At 60.7% G+C, this 15508-nt stretch carries 13 protein-coding genes; 3 read left to right on the top strand and 10 right to left on the bottom strand.

Features of this window, described 5'->3' with window-relative positions; translation table 11 throughout:
• Positions 1-7: 7 nt before the first annotated feature.
• The gene (gene glpD, locus K3759_RS17740) at positions 8-1621 is read right to left on the bottom strand and encodes a glycerol-3-phosphate dehydrogenase (RefSeq protein WP_259986139.1); all 1614 of its coding nucleotides are present in this window, start codon (positions 1619-1621) and stop codon (positions 8-10) included.
• Positions 1622-1817: 196 nt separating this feature from the next.
• Here glpD and K3759_RS17735 point away from each other — a divergent pair, with 196 nt between their 5' ends.
• Positions 1818-2585: a DeoR/GlpR family DNA-binding transcription regulator gene (locus K3759_RS17735; RefSeq protein WP_259986219.1), complete on the top strand. Its 768-nt coding sequence runs from the start codon at positions 1818-1820 to the stop codon at positions 2583-2585.
• 7 nt (positions 2586-2592) lie between these two features.
• Here the strand turns inward: K3759_RS17735 and K3759_RS17730 are convergent, their stop codons facing one another.
• From K3759_RS17730 to K3759_RS17720, 3 genes are all read right to left on the bottom strand, one after another.
• On the bottom strand, positions 2593-3996 hold the full coding sequence (locus K3759_RS17730) for a trehalose-6-phosphate synthase (protein ID WP_259986138.1): 1404 nt from the start codon (positions 3994-3996) through the stop codon (positions 2593-2595).
• A gap of 164 nt (positions 3997-4160) precedes the next feature.
• Positions 4161-4757 carry an exopolysaccharide biosynthesis protein gene (locus K3759_RS17725; RefSeq protein WP_259986136.1) on the bottom strand — a complete coding sequence of 199 codons (597 nt, stop codon included), beginning with the start codon at positions 4755-4757 and terminating at the stop codon, positions 4161-4163.
• 93 nt (positions 4758-4850) lie between these two features.
• A complete protein-coding gene (locus tag K3759_RS17720; RefSeq protein WP_259986135.1) occupies positions 4851-5825 on the bottom strand; it encodes a DNA topoisomerase IB in 975 nt (324 codons plus the stop codon).
• A 211-nt stretch (positions 5826-6036) separates the two neighbouring features.
• On the opposite strand from K3759_RS17720, the gene otsB reads away from it, so the two are divergent.
• Both otsB and K3759_RS17710 read left to right on the top strand, forming a co-directional pair.
• Positions 6037-6786 carry a trehalose-phosphatase gene (gene otsB / locus K3759_RS17715; RefSeq protein ID WP_259986133.1) on the top strand — a complete coding sequence of 250 codons (750 nt, stop codon included), beginning with the start codon at positions 6037-6039 and terminating at the stop codon, positions 6784-6786.
• A gap of 44 nt (positions 6787-6830) precedes the next feature.
• Complete coding sequence (locus K3759_RS17710; protein ID WP_259986131.1) at positions 6831-8606, top strand: glycoside hydrolase family 15 protein; 1776 nt, start codon at positions 6831-6833, stop codon at positions 8604-8606.
• On the opposite strand, the gene K3759_RS17705 is transcribed toward K3759_RS17710, so the two are convergent.
• The 6 genes from K3759_RS17705 to K3759_RS17680 form a co-directional block, all read right to left on the bottom strand.
• Positions 8603-9205, bottom strand: a complete 603-nt coding sequence (locus tag K3759_RS17705; RefSeq protein ID WP_259986130.1) for a LysE family translocator — start codon at positions 9203-9205, stop codon at positions 8603-8605. The two genes, K3759_RS17710 and K3759_RS17705, sit on opposite strands and share 4 nt — an antisense overlap.
• A gap of 125 nt (positions 9206-9330) precedes the next feature.
• The gene (locus tag K3759_RS17700; protein WP_409202528.1) at positions 9331-10875 is read right to left on the bottom strand and encodes an indolepyruvate oxidoreductase subunit beta family protein; all 1545 of its coding nucleotides are present in this window, start codon (positions 10873-10875) and stop codon (positions 9331-9333) included.
• A complete protein-coding gene (locus tag K3759_RS17695; RefSeq protein ID WP_259986129.1) occupies positions 10872-13022 on the bottom strand; it encodes an indolepyruvate ferredoxin oxidoreductase subunit alpha in 2151 nt (716 codons plus the stop codon). The genes K3759_RS17700 and K3759_RS17695 overlap by 4 nt, the downstream gene beginning before the upstream one ends.
• 9 nt (positions 13023-13031) lie before the next feature.
• A complete protein-coding gene (locus tag K3759_RS17690) occupies positions 13032-13463 on the bottom strand; it encodes a MarR family winged helix-turn-helix transcriptional regulator (protein WP_259986217.1) in 432 nt (143 codons plus the stop codon).
• A 51-nt stretch (positions 13464-13514) separates the two neighbouring features.
• Positions 13515-14306, bottom strand: coding sequence for a cyclase family protein (locus K3759_RS17685; protein WP_259986128.1), 792 nt, complete (start codon positions 14304-14306; stop codon positions 13515-13517).
• Between the two features lie 174 nt (positions 14307-14480).
• The gene (locus tag K3759_RS17680) at positions 14481-15443 is read right to left on the bottom strand and encodes a dihydrodipicolinate synthase family protein (protein WP_259986127.1); all 963 of its coding nucleotides are present in this window, start codon (positions 15441-15443) and stop codon (positions 14481-14483) included.
• Positions 15444-15508: the final 65 nt, after the last annotated feature.

Genomic DNA, 15508 nt, shown 5'->3' with positions numbered 1-15508 from the left:
CCTCCCCTCATTCCGCTGCAGAGGCGGCCTGTTTCGCCGCACGCATCTGCATCCATTCATCAAGACGCGCGATCTGCGCCTCATCCATTCGCAGGCCCAGCTTGCTGCGGCGCCAGACGACGTCCTCTGCGCTGAGAGCATACTCTTTGTTCATCAGCCAAGCGACCTCACGCGCCGTGAGGGTCGCGCCGAAATGCTCCCCCATGTCCGCGAGCGTCTTGGACTCACCCAGCAGCGCCCATGCATCTGTACCATAGGCCCGGATCAGCCGTGCTGCCCAGCTTTCATCTAGAAAGCCGTAATCCGCATTCAGCCGCGCGATCAGTTGCGCTACCCCGTCTACCGGGAAATCACCGCCCGGCAAGGCAACGCCTGCGGTCCAATGGCCCGACAGCCCGCCGAAATGCGGGGCGATCAACTCCAGCGCATCTTCGGCCAGTTTGCGGTAAGTGGTGATCTTGCCGCCAAAGACATTGAGGATCGGTGCACCGCCGGTTTCGTCCACCTTGAGCGTATAATCCCGCGTGGCCGCCGTGGCGCTGCTGGCCCCGTCATCATAGAGCGGGCGCACGCCGGAGTAGGTCCAGACGACGTCTTTTCGGGTGATGTCCTGCTTGAGATAGCCGTTCACGAAGTTGATCAGGTAATCCTGCTCTTCGGGGGTGCATTCCGGGGTAACGGATGGATCAGGGTGATCCGCGTCGGTGGTGCCGATCAGAGTGAAATCCTGCTCATAAGGGATCGTGAAGATGATCCGCCCATCGGTACCTTGGAAGAAATAGCATTTGTCGTGATCGTAGAGCCGCTTGGTCACGATATGGCTGCCGCGCACCAGCCGGACCCCCTCGGAGGAGTTCAGCCGCGCGGTGTTGTGGATAATGTCACCCACCCATGGGCCGCCCGCGTTGACCAGCATCTTCGCGCGGATCACTTCGCGCTGGCCATCCGCGCCATATGCGACGGTGACCGCCCATCCCTCTGGCGTGCGGTCTGCCGACAGAACCTTGGTCCGCGTCATGATCCTCGCACCGCGCATCTGGGCATCGCGCGCGTTCAGCACCACAAGGCGCGAGTCCTCAATCCAGCAGTCGGAATACTCAAACGCTTTCTCGAAGCGATCCTCAAGCGGCGCCCCTTCGGGCGTGCCACGCAGCGACAGGCTGCGCGTAGCGGGCAGGATTTCGCGCCCGCCGAGGTTGTCATAGAGAAAAAGGCCCAATCGGATCAGCCAAGCTGGACGACGGCCGCGCATCCACGGCATGAAAAGCCGCAACAGTTTGGAAGTCGGCGTGTCCCCTTCAAACCGCATGTCGCGGTGATAGGGCAGAACAAAGCGCATCGGCCAAGAGATATGCGGCATGGCTTTCAGCAGCACTTCGCGCTCGGTCAGCGCGTGACGCACGAGGCCGATCTCGAAATACTCAAGATAGCGCAACCCGCCGTGGAACAGTTTGGTCGAAGCCGAAGAGGTAGCGGAGGCAAGATCGTTCATCTCGGCCAAGGTCACGCTTAGACCCCGCCCGGCGGCGTCGCGCGCGATACCAGCACCGTTAATACCGCCACCGATGACAAAAAGATCGACCGGGGCCGTCGCCTTATGGCTATCGGGCTGTTGGTTCACGATCCGGCCCTCCCCAGCTCAGACTGTCCAATTCAGGGGCAGTGATACGAAACGACTCTTATCTGCACAAGTTTTATTTTCGTTTATGTTCGTTTTTGCGGCATAGCGAACATGTTAAGCGCAACCAAGCACGCGATTGCTTGCGTTAGCCGAAACACTGGAGATAATGCGCCAACAGCAGGCAGGAGCGACCCCTATTTCACAGACATTCCGTCATCCCGACATTCTCGAAATCGCCCGGCGCGAAGGCAAAGTCACCGTCGATGGGCTGGCCGAGCATTTCGGCGTGACCCATCAGACCATCCGCCGTGACCTGACGGAACTAGCCGATAGCGGCAAGCTGGAGCGAGTACATGGCGGCGCGGTACTGCCCTCGGGCGCCAGCAATATTGGCTATGCCGAGCGGCGCAACCTGCACGAAGACGCCAAGAACCGCATCGCCCGCGCCTGTGCCGAACATATCCCTGATGGCTGCTCGGTCTTTCTCAACATCGGCACCAGCACCGAGGCCGTGGCCCGTGCGCTGCTGCATCACCGCGACCTGATGGTCGTGACGAACAATATGAATGTGGCCAATATTCTGGTCGACAATCCTGAATGCCGCATCGTGTTGACCGGCGGTGCGCTGCGCCGAATGGATGGCGGGTTGGTCGGCAATCTGACGATCGAGACGATCCGTCAGTTCAAATTCGACATCGCGGTGATTGGCTGTTCGGCAATGGATGCGGATGGCGATCTTTTGGACTTTGACATCGAAGAGGTGGGTGTCAGCCAATGTATCATCGCGCAGTCGCGCAAGACCTATCTGGTGACCGATCACTCCAAATTCAAACGTTCCGCCCCTGCGCGCATCGCCTCGGCGCGGGAGGTGGATATGTTCTTTACCGATCTGCCCCTGCCTGCTGGCCTCTCAGAAAAATGCAGCCAATGGGAGACTGAGGTGGTCTTTGCCCCCGAAGGATAGCGCGGGGTTAAGCCTCTGACCATTCCCGGGCCGGGGGGTTAAGCACCAATGTCGGCGCGCAGTTCTTGAGTGCTTGGACATAGGTCTGGCTCCAACGGTTCACATCGGTTGCGCGGACCTGCGCCATGAGGTTGGCATGGCGGCGCTTGCGTTCTTCCAGCGGCAGGGCAAGCGCGGTTTTCAGCGCTTCACTCATGTCCTCAATGTCGTAGGGATTGACCAAAATAGCATCGGTCAGATCTTCGGCGGCGCCCGCCATATGAGACAGGATCAGCACGCCGGGGTCTTCGGGGTCTTGTGCAGCGACATATTCCTTCGCCACAAGATTCATCCCATCCGCAAAGGGGGTCACAATCCCTACCCGCGCGCGACGGTAGAGCCGAGCGAGGAGATTGCGGTCAAGGTTTCGGTGAATATAGCGCAGCGGGGTCCAGTCAATCTCGCCGTGCTCGCCATTCACGCGGCCAACCAGTTCCTCCAACTCGTAACGCAGTTCGCGGTAGGCGGCGACTTCCTCACGGCTTGGCGGGGCGATCTGCACCATGCTCACGCGGCGCTCTCGCTCATCTCGGGTTTCAAGGTAGCGGCCAAAGGCGCGGAAACGGTTGGGCAGCCCTTTGGAGTAATCCAACCGGTCAACGCCAATCACGATGTCGCCTGCCATGTCATCAGCCAAGCGGTCCTGCTCACTGGCACCCTGCGCGGCTTGCACGAAGGTTTCGACATCGATGCCGATGGGGAAGGACCGCACCGCAACTGCCCGCGCGCCGCATTTGATCGTGCCGTTCATCAGGAACTCGGAATCCGTCTCGGCGCGGAACATCTCAAGACAGCGGGCCACATCAGCGCGGGTCTGCAGCCCAACAAGGTCATAATCGGCCAGCCAACGCGCCAGATTGGCCTCCTTCGGCAGGGCCCCCATATCGCCCAAGGCCGGGAAAGGGATATGCAGGAAAAACCCGATTTTGCCGGTAAAGCCGAGCTTGCGCAGCTCTGCCGCGAGGGGGAAGAAGTGGTAGTCGTGCACCCAGATCATATCCTCAGGTTCGGCAACCTTCATCACCTGCCGAGCGAGACGCGCGTTGACAGCTTTGTAACCACGCTCAAACCCTCGGTCGAGCTTCACCAGATCGCCGCGACGGTGGCAGACCGGCCAAAGGACGGAGTTGGAAAAGCCGAGGTAGAAATTCTGATAATCGTCGGGGCTTAGGCTAAAGCTGAGCCGCGTGTAGGTGCCCTGATCCCCGTATGCGCTCAACCCTTCGGCGGGGGTTTCGGTGGTTTCGGGGTGTGATCCGATCCAAATGCCACCGATCTTACGCAGGGTTTCATGCAACGCAAAAACCAATCCGCCAGAGGGGGCGGCCTCTGATGGGATACGATTTGAGATTACAATTAATCTGCCAGCCATTGTTATGCCCCGGGAACAATCATTTTCGGCCGCCGAGCCTGCATAGACGGAACGCCGACCACCACTAACGGTTTAATGGTCTAGTTTGGTAAAGGTTCCCAGCTTGAGCGCCTCGGGTCAAACCTTTTGCAAATGCAGCATGGCGATCCGGCGTAATTATTCTTTCAGCGCTCAAGAATGAACCAAGCAACCCCCACCGGCAGCAATGACATAAGCACCATCGACAGGATTACCACCTTCCCATCGCGCATCAGATAGCCCGCCGCGAAGATGGCGATCATGGCCGAGGCGATGGAACCGGAGGTCGGCACGACCTCCATGAAGGGCATGAACATCGTCAGCAATAGCACCATGATCAGCGGCAGGTAAATCCACGGACGATGCAGCAGAAAGGTCGTCCGCTCATGCAAGAATCGATCCACGAAGGCCACCGGGCGGCGCAGCCACCGGACCCCTTCGCGCAGCTTTTTGGCGGCAATATCGCGGCGCATGATGAACCCCGGTAGCCACAGACTGTCGCGGCCAAAGATCATCTGAACGACCAAGAACATGACGACCAGACCAACGAAAGCCGTTACTCCAGGGATGCCACTGGCGGGCGATGTGGAGATCAGGCTGAACGCAAGAATGGTGGACGCAAAGGAATGTTTGCCAAGACAGTTGATGATTTCTTCGACCGTAATTTGCCGGTCAGCGCCGCCGGAAAGGTGCTCCATCTGATCAAGGACACCGCTTAGGGTTGGCCCGTCTGTATCACTCATGAAAATCGGTTCCTTCTAAAGCCGGGCGAAAACGCTATTCATGTTAACAATGCATGAGCGCGGCTAAAGTTCGCGCAGCGCCTAAAATAGGGCTCAAGCCTTTGCGCGCAAAAATGCCAAAAGTCCGCGTTCGGCTTGGGTCATATCGTCAATCTCCGGGGGGTCCGGCAGGTCCTGAGGATGCTGGCAGAGGTCGATGACCTCCGGGTGAATATAGCTGTTGCGGGCGATGGTGGGGGTATTGTGCAGCCGCTCGGCGGCGGCTTCGGCCATGGCTTTGATGGTCGGTTTTTCCTCCGACAGCGCCACCTCGAAGGCAGCAACAGAGCCTGCCCATGTCCGAAAGGTCTTGGCGGAAAAGCCTTCGGCACCCGCGGCCTCGGCGATATACTCATTCAGGGCCGAGGATGTCAGGGTACGCGGCTCCCCCTCATCATCAAGCCAGGTTAGCAGATCGGCGCCCGGCAGATCACGGATTTTCTCAAGCGCGCGCATGAGGGTGCGGTTGGCGATCTGACGGCGCAAGCGTTTGCCGCCCTTCGCCATGAAAGACGCCTGCAACTTACCATCCCGCAGCACCAGATGCCGCCGCTTCAGGGTCAGCGTGCCGTAGGTACGGTTGGTCTTGGCGTATATTTGGTTGCCCACGCGCAGCGACAGGCGGTCGATCATTGCCACGGCGGCAGCGAGCGCGAAGGTACGCTCGCCCAGTTCTTCCTTGAGGTCGCGGCGCACGCGGCGGCGGATACGTGGCAGGGTTTCGGCAAATTCCGGCAGACCCGCGTATTTCTCCTGCGCCTGTGCTTCGGACCAGAGCGGGTGATAGCGGTATTGCTTGCGCCCGCGCGCGTCGAACCCGGTTGCCTGTAGATGGCCGTTAACATGAGGGCTGATCCAGACCTGCTCATAAGCCGGGGGCACCGCCAGTTTCACCAACCTCTCGCGTTCGACTTTGTCCTTGATGCAGCGGCCATCGGGCGCATGATAGGAAAACCCCCGCCCGCAGCGGCGCCGGGCGATGCCGGGCTTGCTGTCGGGGTAGTACCTTAGCGTTGAGGGTGCGTTCATCTGGGGTTCCGGGTTCGACATTTACGGGGTGGCGCGAAGGCGCTCAGCCTGAGGGCCTCTTGTGCGGTTAAACGCCGCTCCGTGGACTGGGTTCCCGCGGCCTGTGTCGCGCATCTCTGCGCAGTCGCAGCATAAATGCGTTGATTTCGCTGCAACTGCGCATAGGTTTCTTGAGGAACGCCCGTGCAATGAGATGGATAGACCAGAGCCTATGGATAGCACCACCTTGCCGCACAGCAGCTTACCGCCCGTGATCCCGGCCCGGCGCCATGCGTTTTTCGTTGATCTTGACGGCACGCTGGCCCCCATCGTCGACAACCCCGAAGACGCCCGCCTGCCCGAGCAGACACGCGATCTGTTGGCCCGGTTGGTCAAGGCGACTGATGGGGCGGTGGCGGTGATCTCTGGCCGGGCGCTGGCGGATGTAGACCGCATTTTGGGCGCGCTACATTTGCCGGTGTCGGGGTCTCATGGGCTGGAGTTTCGCCTGAGCGCTGCGAGAGAGGATGCACCGATGCAGAGCGCAGGCGTCCCCACTGCCGTGATCGACCGGGTCGAGGAATTTGCCGTGCTGCATGGTGTCACCTCCGAGCGAAAACCGGGTGCGATTGCACTGCATTACCGCAAGGCACCCGATCAAGGCGACGCCTGCCGCGCCTTTGTCGATACGCTGGTCGGCGAAGACCCCAGCCTGCGTAGTCTGCATGGCAAAATGGTCAGCGAAGTCGCGCTGAAGGGTGTCGACAAGGGCGGCGCGGTTGAACGTTTTATGGCCGCCCCCGCGTTTGCGGAGCGATCGCCGGTAATGGTCGGCGACGACGTGACGGATGAAGACGGCTTCCGCGCGGCGCAGGCCATGGGCGGCTTTGGCATCAAGATCGGCCAAGGGCCGACGGAAGCGCAGCATCGCATCGCAGATGTGGCCGGTTTTGCCGATTGGCTGGAAGAGATTTTGCGCTGACCGGCCTGCCCGGAGGACGCAACAGGAATAGAAAAGAGGGACTTATGGATCTGGGTGTTATCGGGAACTGCGCGGTCGCGGCGCTGGTCAGTCGCGAAGGGGCGATTAACTGGTTTTGTCTGCCGCGCTTTGACGGCGATCCGGTCTTTCACAGCCTCATGGGCCACGGTGCAGGCGAAGAGGGTGACGGCGAGTTTGCCGTTGAGCTTGAGGGCATGACGGAAAGCGAACAGAGCTATCTACCCAATACCGCGATCCTGCGCACAGTGCTGCGCAGCCCCAAGGGCGCGGTTGAAATCGTCGATTTCTGCCCCCGTTTCACCGCCTATGGCCGCAGCTTCCGCCCGCAGATGCTGGTCCGGCAGGTGCGGCGCATTGAGGGTTCGCCTCGCGTGAGGACGCGCTTGCGCCCTCGGTTTCAGTGGGGTGAAGTTTCCCCAACCCTCACCCGTGGCTCCAACCATGTGCGTTTTGTAGGGCCTGAGCAGAACATGCGCCTGACCACCGATGCACCGATTGACCATGTGCTGGACGCGCGGTTGATTAATCTTGAAGGCGAGATGACATTCATCCTTGGCCCCGACGAGACGCTGTCGGACAGTCCTGAGCAGATTGGCACCACCTTTCGTACCAAAACCACCCGCTATTGGCAGCGATGGACCCAGCGTTTGGCGATCCCTTTCGAATGGCAAGAGGCCGTCATCCGCGCCGCAATCACGCTGAAACTCTGCAGCTATGAAGCCACGGGCGGTGTCATTGCCGCAATCACCACCTCCCTGCCCGAAGCGCCGGATTCCGGGCGCAACTGGGACTACCGCTATTGTTGGGTGCGCGATGCGTTTTTCACCGTCCGCGCGCTCAACAGTCTCGCCGCGACCCGCACGCTGGAGCATTATTTCCAATGGCTGATGAATGCCGTGGCCGATGCCGAAGGCGGACATATCCAGCCAGTGCTGGGATTGGGGCTTGAGACGGCGTTGACTGAGTGCATTTCACCCAGCCTGCAAGGCTTTCGTGGCATGGGGCCGGTGCGGATCGGCAATCAGGCGCATGAGCATTTTCAGCATGACACCTATGGCAATATCATCCTCGGGGCGGCCCCGGCGTTCTTTGACCACCGCCTGCCGATGAACACCGGGCGTACGGCCTTTGAACAGCTAGAGCCTTTGGGCGAGCAGGCTTGGGAGTTACACGATCAGCCCGACGCAGGGATTTGGGAGCTGCGCAGTCGCGCGCGGATACACACGTCCTCGTCACTGATGTGCTGGGCCGCCTGCGACCGGCTGGGCAAGATCGCGCGCCATTTGGAATTGGAAGACCGCGCCACCTACTGGGCCGACCGCGCCGCGGTGATCCGCGACAAAATCCTAGACAACGCTTGGTCAGAGGACCGCGGTGCCTTTGTTGAGAGCTTTGGCGGCAGCACCTTGGATGCGAGTGTTCTGCTCATGGGAGAGGTTGGCTTCCTGCCACCAAAAGACCCGCGGTTCATCGCGACGGTTGAGCGGTTGTCCGAAGTGCTGGGCCGTGGCCCCTTCATGCTGCGCTATGAGGAGGCGGATGATTTCGGTGTCCCGGAGGTGGGCTTTAATGTCTGTGCCTTTTGGCGGATCGACGCGTTGGCCCGGATTGGCCGCGAGGAAGAGGCCCGCAAGCTCTTCGAAGAATTGCTGGAAGCGCGCAATCACCTTGGCCTCATGTCGGAAGACACGGCATTCGCCACCGGCGAGGGCTGGGGCAACTTCCCGCAAACCTATTCGATGGTCGGTATCATCAACGGCGCAATGCGTCTGTCGAAACGGTGGGAGGCCGAGCTTTAGCGCGAAAACAGCAGCCGCAGTCCCAAGAGCCCCAGCACAACCGACGCAACGCGGTCTAAATATACCTTCGCGCGCAGGTAGCCTTGGCTAACCGATGGGCGGCTCATGCCGAAAGCGAGTGTGGTGTAGAAGGTCACTTCGATGATTAGGTGGTTGGCGACGATCAATAGGTTCTCGGTCAGGCGCATGCCTTCGGGAAAGATCACCACCAGCACCGCCGCGGCGAAAAGCACCGATTTGGGGTTCAGGATGTTGATCATCATGCCTTGTCGAAATGCGTGGCGGGCAGGTTTCACGGTCGCGGTCACAGGTTCACGCGCGCCGCGCCACATCCCATAGCCGACATAGAGAAGATAGACCGCGCCGACCCCTTTAACGAGGGCATAGGCCCATGGGAAAGCAAGGAATACCGCCTCCAACCCAAAGAGAGCGGCAAGGGTCCAGAAGGAGGCAACGAGGCCGAGGCCAAGCCCTACGGCAACGCCCGCCTGCCGTCCTGAACTCAGCGTGGTTTTCAGCGCGATCAGGAAGGCCGGGCCGGGGCTAAGGATCGACGCGATGAGCGCGATGTTAAAGGCGATGAGATGCGAAAGTTCCATGGTGGTGACCCCGGTTGTTCAGCATCAGCTATGCGCGGCTTTGGAGGCCGGTCAACTGGGATACGAGCAACCTACGCGTCCTGTCAAAAGTCACGCCGGATTTGCACAGAAAATAGGCACTGTTCCTAAACGAAAGAACGCACTGTCGCGATGGCCCCATCAAGCGCTTCGCCTTCGGCATCTTGCAAGGCCGCCTCCCGCAGACGCGCAATCCATTGCGCCGCATCTTCGCGCCCGCGCAGCAAGTCGGCGGCATCCATCACCTTGTCGAACTTCCCCAATCCCCGCGCGTGGGTGTCGGAATAGCCTTTGATAAGCCGGCGGCATTTCACCAGTTCGACCGCGACGTCGTAATCGGCCTCGACCTCGGCCAGACAGCGCAACAGCCAATCCTCAAGATGAGCCACTTCGATGGCATGGCGGTGGGTTTTCAAACGGTAACTCTTGAGCCCCCCTAGCACGTGCAACATTAAGAACGCGGGCAAGCGATCCGTGCGCAGGCGACGGCCCTTGTCGAACCAACGGTTCAGCCGGGTCATCCATTTGTCGCTCGCCTCCACCTTGGCCCCAAGACGCGCAGGCATCAGCCCTGCGATTTCTTCGGCGCGGGGGTGGAAGTATTCGGTCAACTGCATCAGGTTCGCATCGCCTGCGCGCATTTCCTGCCGGATATGGGTAAAGCGCGGCGCGCGGGTTTTCAGGTCAGCAACGCGGATGATGTCGTCATAGGCCATGGCATTGGCGATGTATTTCGCCGCTTCCGCCGAGAGCCGCCAGTCCTGCGCGGCGCTGTCACGGGCCAACACGGTATCGAGCCGATCCAGATAGAGCGTGCCGTAGGCGCAGTCTTGGAAGTTTACCACTTTAGACAGGCCCGCGAATGCCAAATCATGCACCGCTTCAGGCAGCGCGTCGGCGCGGGCGACCAGGGCGTCCCATTGGCTTTGCAACGCCTCTGGTCCGGCGAGGCGGAAGGGAGTTTCAGGCTCGTCTATCGTGGCGGGCGCGCTGTTGGGCAAACGGCCCTGCGCTGCATCAAAGCCCACGGCGAAGGCACGCAACGAAGGCTCCACCCCCTTGCCCCCTGCGCGGATCGCGTCCTCATAGGCCTCCCGCCGGAACGGCAGCGCCCCGGACCCGGCCAAAGCGCCAAAGAGCGAAGCGGAAATGACCGAGCCTGCGCCGACGGCCAGCCCTTCCATATCCTCCAACACCAGTTTCTGCGCGGCGATTTCGGCAGCGGCGCGAACCTCATCCGCATCGGCAATGCCATCGCCGGGCGCCATCTTCTCGCTCACCGCAAGGGCGCGGTGGGTCGAGCCGATCAGCGTGGTGCGGTCTGGCGTCACGAAACCGCGCATCACGGCGCGGCCAACCTCCATCATCTCAGCCGCGATCAACACGTCGACATCGCCCGCCGCAGGGGCGAGGGCAAAGACCGGCTCCAACGCGCTTTTCGGGGCCATTTCGACGTAATAGATCGTGGCCCCGGTGCGCTGCGCCACGCCGGCGACCGAGGTCGCCTGACAGACATAGCCTTCGGCCCGGGCCATGGATTCAATCCAGCCAGTCAAGACGCCACCGCCCTGCCCGCCCACGGCCATGACCGCGAGTTTGGTGATTTCGCCGACACGCGCGTCGGGTGTCTTTTGCGGCAGAACCAGATTCACGTCGTCACTCCTTCGCTGCGCAGCCGCTTTGCGTCGCGCCGTCTTTGTAGCCAAGAGATGATCTGGCTGGTTTTCTCGGCACGCCACCGCTCGAAACGGGTGGGGTTATGCACCACATCGGCTTGATAGAACGACGGGCAGAGCACCGCCGTATCGGCCACTTCGCCGCAGTTGCCGCAGCCCACACAGGTCTGATCGATATGCGCCACCGGATCGTCGCGCAGTGGATCGTCCAGCCGCTTGAGCGACAGCGACGGGCAGCCCGAGAGCCGGATGCAGGCATGATCCCCGGTGCAAACATCCGCATCGACGCCAAAGCGCGGCACCTCCATGCGGCGGCCTTCCTTGATCGCCTTGTTGCGCAGGGGCTTCTCACGGCGCTGCTTGTTCAGCATACATTCCGAAGACGCCACGATGACCTTCGGCCCCTTATAATCGGTGGTCAGCGCCTCGCGCAGCACCTCACGCAGCTTGCCCACGTCATAGGTCCGGTCGATCTGGCGCACCCACTCGACGCCCACGCCCTTGAGCGCCTTGGAGATCGGATTGTTGGTGCTCTTGGTGTCGTTATGCGCCCGCGAGGACATCACGTCCTGCCCGCCCGTGGCGGCGGAATAGTAGTTGTCGACGATCACTGCGACGCTGTCGGACTTGTTGAACACCATGTTCCCGATCGAAGTCGACAACCCGTTATGCCAGAAACCGCCATCCCCAAGAATCGAGATCACCCGTTTGTCGCCACCCCCGTCAAAGGCCGCGTTAGAGGCGGGGCCGAGGCCGTAGCCCATGGTCGAGCCGCCAATTTCAAAGGGCGGCAGACAGCCAAACAGGTGGCAGCCAATGTCGCCAGTGATCTGGTGTTTGCCCAACTCCTGCTCGGTCAGTTTCATCGCGGCAAAGATCGGGCGTTCCGGGCAGCCGGTGCAGAAACCGGGCGGGCGGATCGGCACGGTGTCGGACAGATCGGGGATTGCGGGCGCTTCGGCGTTGGGGGCGCGGACCTTGCCGGGCAGCATCTCGGGCGCCGCGACCTTGAGGAAATCCGTCACACCGTCGAGCAGCACCTGACCTGTGTATTCCCCCGCCATCGGCAACACATCTTTGCCGTGCAGCTTCACCTTACGTTCGAGTTTGTAGAGGTAGGAGCCAAGCTGCTGTTCGATATGATCCGGCTGGCCCTCTTCGACCACCAACACGTGATCCTTGCCTTTGCAGAAGTCGTCGAACTCATCGCGCAGCAGCGGATAGGTGACGTTCAGCACATAGAGCGGCACCTCGGTCTGGCCGTGGATATCCGCAAGGCCCAGCCGTTGCAGGGCACGGATGACGGAGTTGTACATGCCGCCTTGGACAACGATGCCCAATGGGGCTTCTTCCGGGCCGAAGAACTCGTTTAGCTTATTGTCGCGGATGAACTTTTCCGCCGCAGGCCAGCGGTTCTCGATCTTGTCCTTCTCATGCAGATAGGACATCGGCGGCAGCACCACACGGTTGAAATCCGAGCGCGGGTTGGCGGCCGCTTCGGCCACGGTGAGCGGCGGACGCTGGTTGTCACGGGTCTCGAAACTGCCGGTCACATGGCAGGACCGGATGCGCACCATGAGCATCACGGGGGTGTTGCTGGCCTCCGAAAGTTCAAACCCGTCTTTCACCGCTTTGGTAATGCAAGGCAGGTTCGGGCGCGGGTCGAGCATCCAGAACTGCGATTTCATGGCAAAGCCGTGGCTGCGTTCCTGCATGATCGACGAGCCTTCGCCGTAGTCCTCGCCCACGATCACCAGCGCGCCACCGGTGACGCCCGAAGAACTGAGGTTGGCCAGCGCATCAGAAGCCACGTTAACCCCCACCGGCCCCTTAAAAGTCACCGCGCCACGAATGGGGTAATGCACGCTCGCCGCCAGCATTGCCGCCGCCGCCGCCTCAGACGCATTCGCCTCAAACCGCACGCCAAGTTCGGCCATGAGCTCTTCGGCATCCGCCAGCACGTCCATCAGATGCGAGATCGGCGCACCCTGATAGCCGCCCACATAGCCGACCCCGTTTTCCAGAAGGGCTTTGGTAATCGCGAGGATACCCTCACCTGTGAAGACGTCACCGTCTCCTTTGCGCAGGTGTTCCACCTCTGCCTTAAACGAACGCTCGGCCATGAGACCCTCTTAAAAATCGTGTTTTCGGATGTTGCGCAGCATGGTGCGCAGCGTGGCCACAAAGGCCTCTTTCTCGGCGGCGTCGATGCCCTTGAACATCGCGCCATAGGCCTCGGCCATATGCGGCCAGAGCCTTGCATAGGCCTCTCGCCCCTTGTCGGTCAGATAGACGCGGGTGGCGCGGCTGTCGGTTGCGTCAGTCTCACGCCGCACCAAACCGTCGCGCACCAGCGCGTCCAGCGCGCGGCTCAGCGTAGATTGCTGAACCACCGCATAGACGGCCAATTCACGGATCAAGATCCCATCTGTGACCGAAAGCACCGCCAAGGAGCGCATCTGTGGCGTGGTCAAGCCAAGCGCCGCCATCTCGGCTGACAGGGCGGCATTATACCGCCCCATGATCCGGTTCATCAGATAGGGCGCGAAGTTATCGAGCCCCATCTGATCGAGCGGCGCATTCTCCGCCTTGGTGAGTGGTGTATCTGTCACCGATCAGCCCTTCGGCACCAGCGCCAGCGCCCGAATGGGGCTGCCGGTGCCATTCTTAATCTTCAGCGGCGCCGCAATCAGGATCGCGCCCTTGGGCGGCAGTTTGTCGAGATTGGCAAGGCTTGCCAGACCGAAACAGTTGTTCTTATGCAGCAGGTTATGCGCCGGGTACGGCGGCTCCATCCCGCCGGCCTGACCCGCATCGGTGCCGATGCATTGGGTGCCCCAACCGACGATCTTTTTGCTCATCAGATACTCGATCGCATCCGGGGTCGGTCCGGGGCTGTGGGGTCCGGTTTCATCCGCGTTGAGGAACCGCGCTTCGTCATTTACACGGCTGTCCCAATCGGTGCGCATGACGACCCATTCGCCCTCGCCAATCTCGCCATACTCGGCCTCCCATTCCTTAATGCCTTTGGCGTCGAGCAAAAAGTCGGGGTCTTCTTGAGATTGCTGCGAGCAGTCGATCACGTTGACCGGCGCGACGAGGCGTTGCACGTCAAGCGTATCTGTGAACCCGTCTTCGTAATCCTTGCCGGTGATCCAATGGTGCGGCGCGTCGAAATGGGTGCCGGAATGTTCGCCCAAGACCATCCAGTTCCACGCAAAGAACGGGCCGTCTTCGTCATATTCGCTGATCTTATGGATTTCGACTTTCGGTGTCGGCTTGGCAAAATCGGCTGGCAGTTGCAGGATCGGCGTATCTGGCCCCAAAACGCCCGAACAGTCCACCACTTCGACCCCGCCAGAGGCGAGCATCGCCCCGAAATCACGCATTAAATCTGTTGCACTCATCTCAATTTTTCTCCCCAAATTGGCGCACCCACTCCCGGTGCGTTGATCCCTGAGAAGATGCTAGTCAAATTTATATGCGTTTGCAATTATCTTCTTTGAAAGCGCTGTCAGGAAACGCAAAAGGCCCGCCGCAGAAGCGACGGGCCTGCCCAGCCGGGGAGAGGTTGGGGGAGGTTAGGCCGCGTATTTGGCGACCGCGCCGCCTTGCTGGCTCCAATCGGCATACCATGTGCGGAACAGTTTATACTGCGCCTCGGCATAGCCGCGCTGGCTGTCGCTCAGCGCGTCGGTCTCATTAAAATGCAGCGCATATTCTGCATGGCCTTCGAGTACCATCAGATGCTTATAATAAAGCACGAGATCGGGACCCTCATCAAAGGAGGAAAGAACACCAAGCGCCGCGTCGAGCTCCTGCGCCCGTTGGCGCGCTTCGGCATCGCCCGCCGCCGCTGCTTGGCTTAGGGCGACCAGATGCAAAACTTCGCGCGGCAGCACGTTGCCGATGCCGGTGATGGCGCCCGTGGCTCCGCAGTTGACGAAACCATGGAAAACGGTGGTGTCGACGCCAATCATCAGCGTCACGTCATCATCGCGGCTGGTGATATTTTCCGCCGCATAGCGCAGGTCATCCGCGCCGCCGAACTCTTTGAAGCCGACGAGATTCGAATGCTCGGCCCGCAGCGCAAAGAAGAGATCAGCGCGGGTGGCAAAACCATAATAGGGGCTGTTGTAGATCACGGCCGGAAGCTCTGGAGCAGCGGAAAGGACAGCTTTGAAATGGTCCTTTTGTGCAGCGACCGAAGTACCGCGCGACAGGATGCGCGGGATCAGCATCAACCCTTTTGCGCCAACTTTCTGCGCATGGGCTGCGTGCGCCGCGGCCAGCTTGGTGTTCACAGCACCCGTACCAACAACGACCGGAACGCCCGCGTTGACCAAGCGTTCAACGCCTTCCATCCGCTCTGCGTCGGTCAGCAGCGGCCAATCCCCCATTGAACCGCAGTAAACGACCGCGCTCATACCATCGGCGATCAGCTTTTTGCCCATGCGCACCAGCGCGTCGAAGTCGGGTTTGCGGTCTTCAGTGCAGGGGGTCATCAGGGCCGGGATGCAGCCGGAAAAAATCGAAGGGTTCATTTATCTCTCCATCTTAGAAACCGGCTGCGATGTTGCCGGGCTTAGCTGCATCTTAGTGATTGTAT

This window comes from Sulfitobacter sp. W027 (assembly GCF_025143985.1).
GTDB lineage: Bacteria > Pseudomonadota > Alphaproteobacteria > Rhodobacterales > Rhodobacteraceae > Sulfitobacter.
The sequence above is the reverse complement of the archived record's forward strand: the minus strand, read 5'-3'. Positions and strand labels throughout refer to the sequence as shown.

Excerpts from the sequence above, each read along its gene's own strand:
- K3759_RS17695 (WP_259986129.1), bottom strand. The coding sequence starts at position 13,022 with ATGGCCGAGCGTTCGTTTAAGGCAGAGGTGGAACACCTGCGCAAAGGA.
- K3759_RS17720 (WP_259986135.1), bottom strand. The coding sequence starts at position 5,825 with ATGAACGCACCCTCAACGCTAAGGTACTACCCCGACAGCAAGCCCGGC.
- otsB (WP_259986133.1), top strand. The coding sequence starts at position 6,037 with ATGGATAGCACCACCTTGCCGCACAGCAGCTTACCGCCCGTGATCCCG.
- K3759_RS17710 (WP_259986131.1), top strand. The coding sequence starts at position 6,831 with ATGGATCTGGGTGTTATCGGGAACTGCGCGGTCGCGGCGCTGGTCAGT.
- K3759_RS17725 (WP_259986136.1), bottom strand. The coding sequence starts at position 4,757 with ATGAGTGATACAGACGGGCCAACCCTAAGCGGTGTCCTTGATCAGATG.
- K3759_RS17690 (WP_259986217.1), bottom strand. The coding sequence starts at position 13,463 with ATGGGGCTCGATAACTTCGCGCCCTATCTGATGAACCGGATCATGGGG.
- K3759_RS17685 (WP_259986128.1), bottom strand. The coding sequence starts at position 14,306 with ATGAGTGCAACAGATTTAATGCGTGATTTCGGGGCGATGCTCGCCTCT.
- K3759_RS17730 (WP_259986138.1), bottom strand. The coding sequence starts at position 3,996 with ATGGCTGGCAGATTAATTGTAATCTCAAATCGTATCCCATCAGAGGCC.
- K3759_RS17680 (WP_259986127.1), bottom strand. The coding sequence starts at position 15,443 with ATGAACCCTTCGATTTTTTCCGGCTGCATCCCGGCCCTGATGACCCCC.
- K3759_RS17705 (WP_259986130.1), bottom strand. The coding sequence starts at position 9,205 with ATGGAACTTTCGCATCTCATCGCCTTTAACATCGCGCTCATCGCGTCG.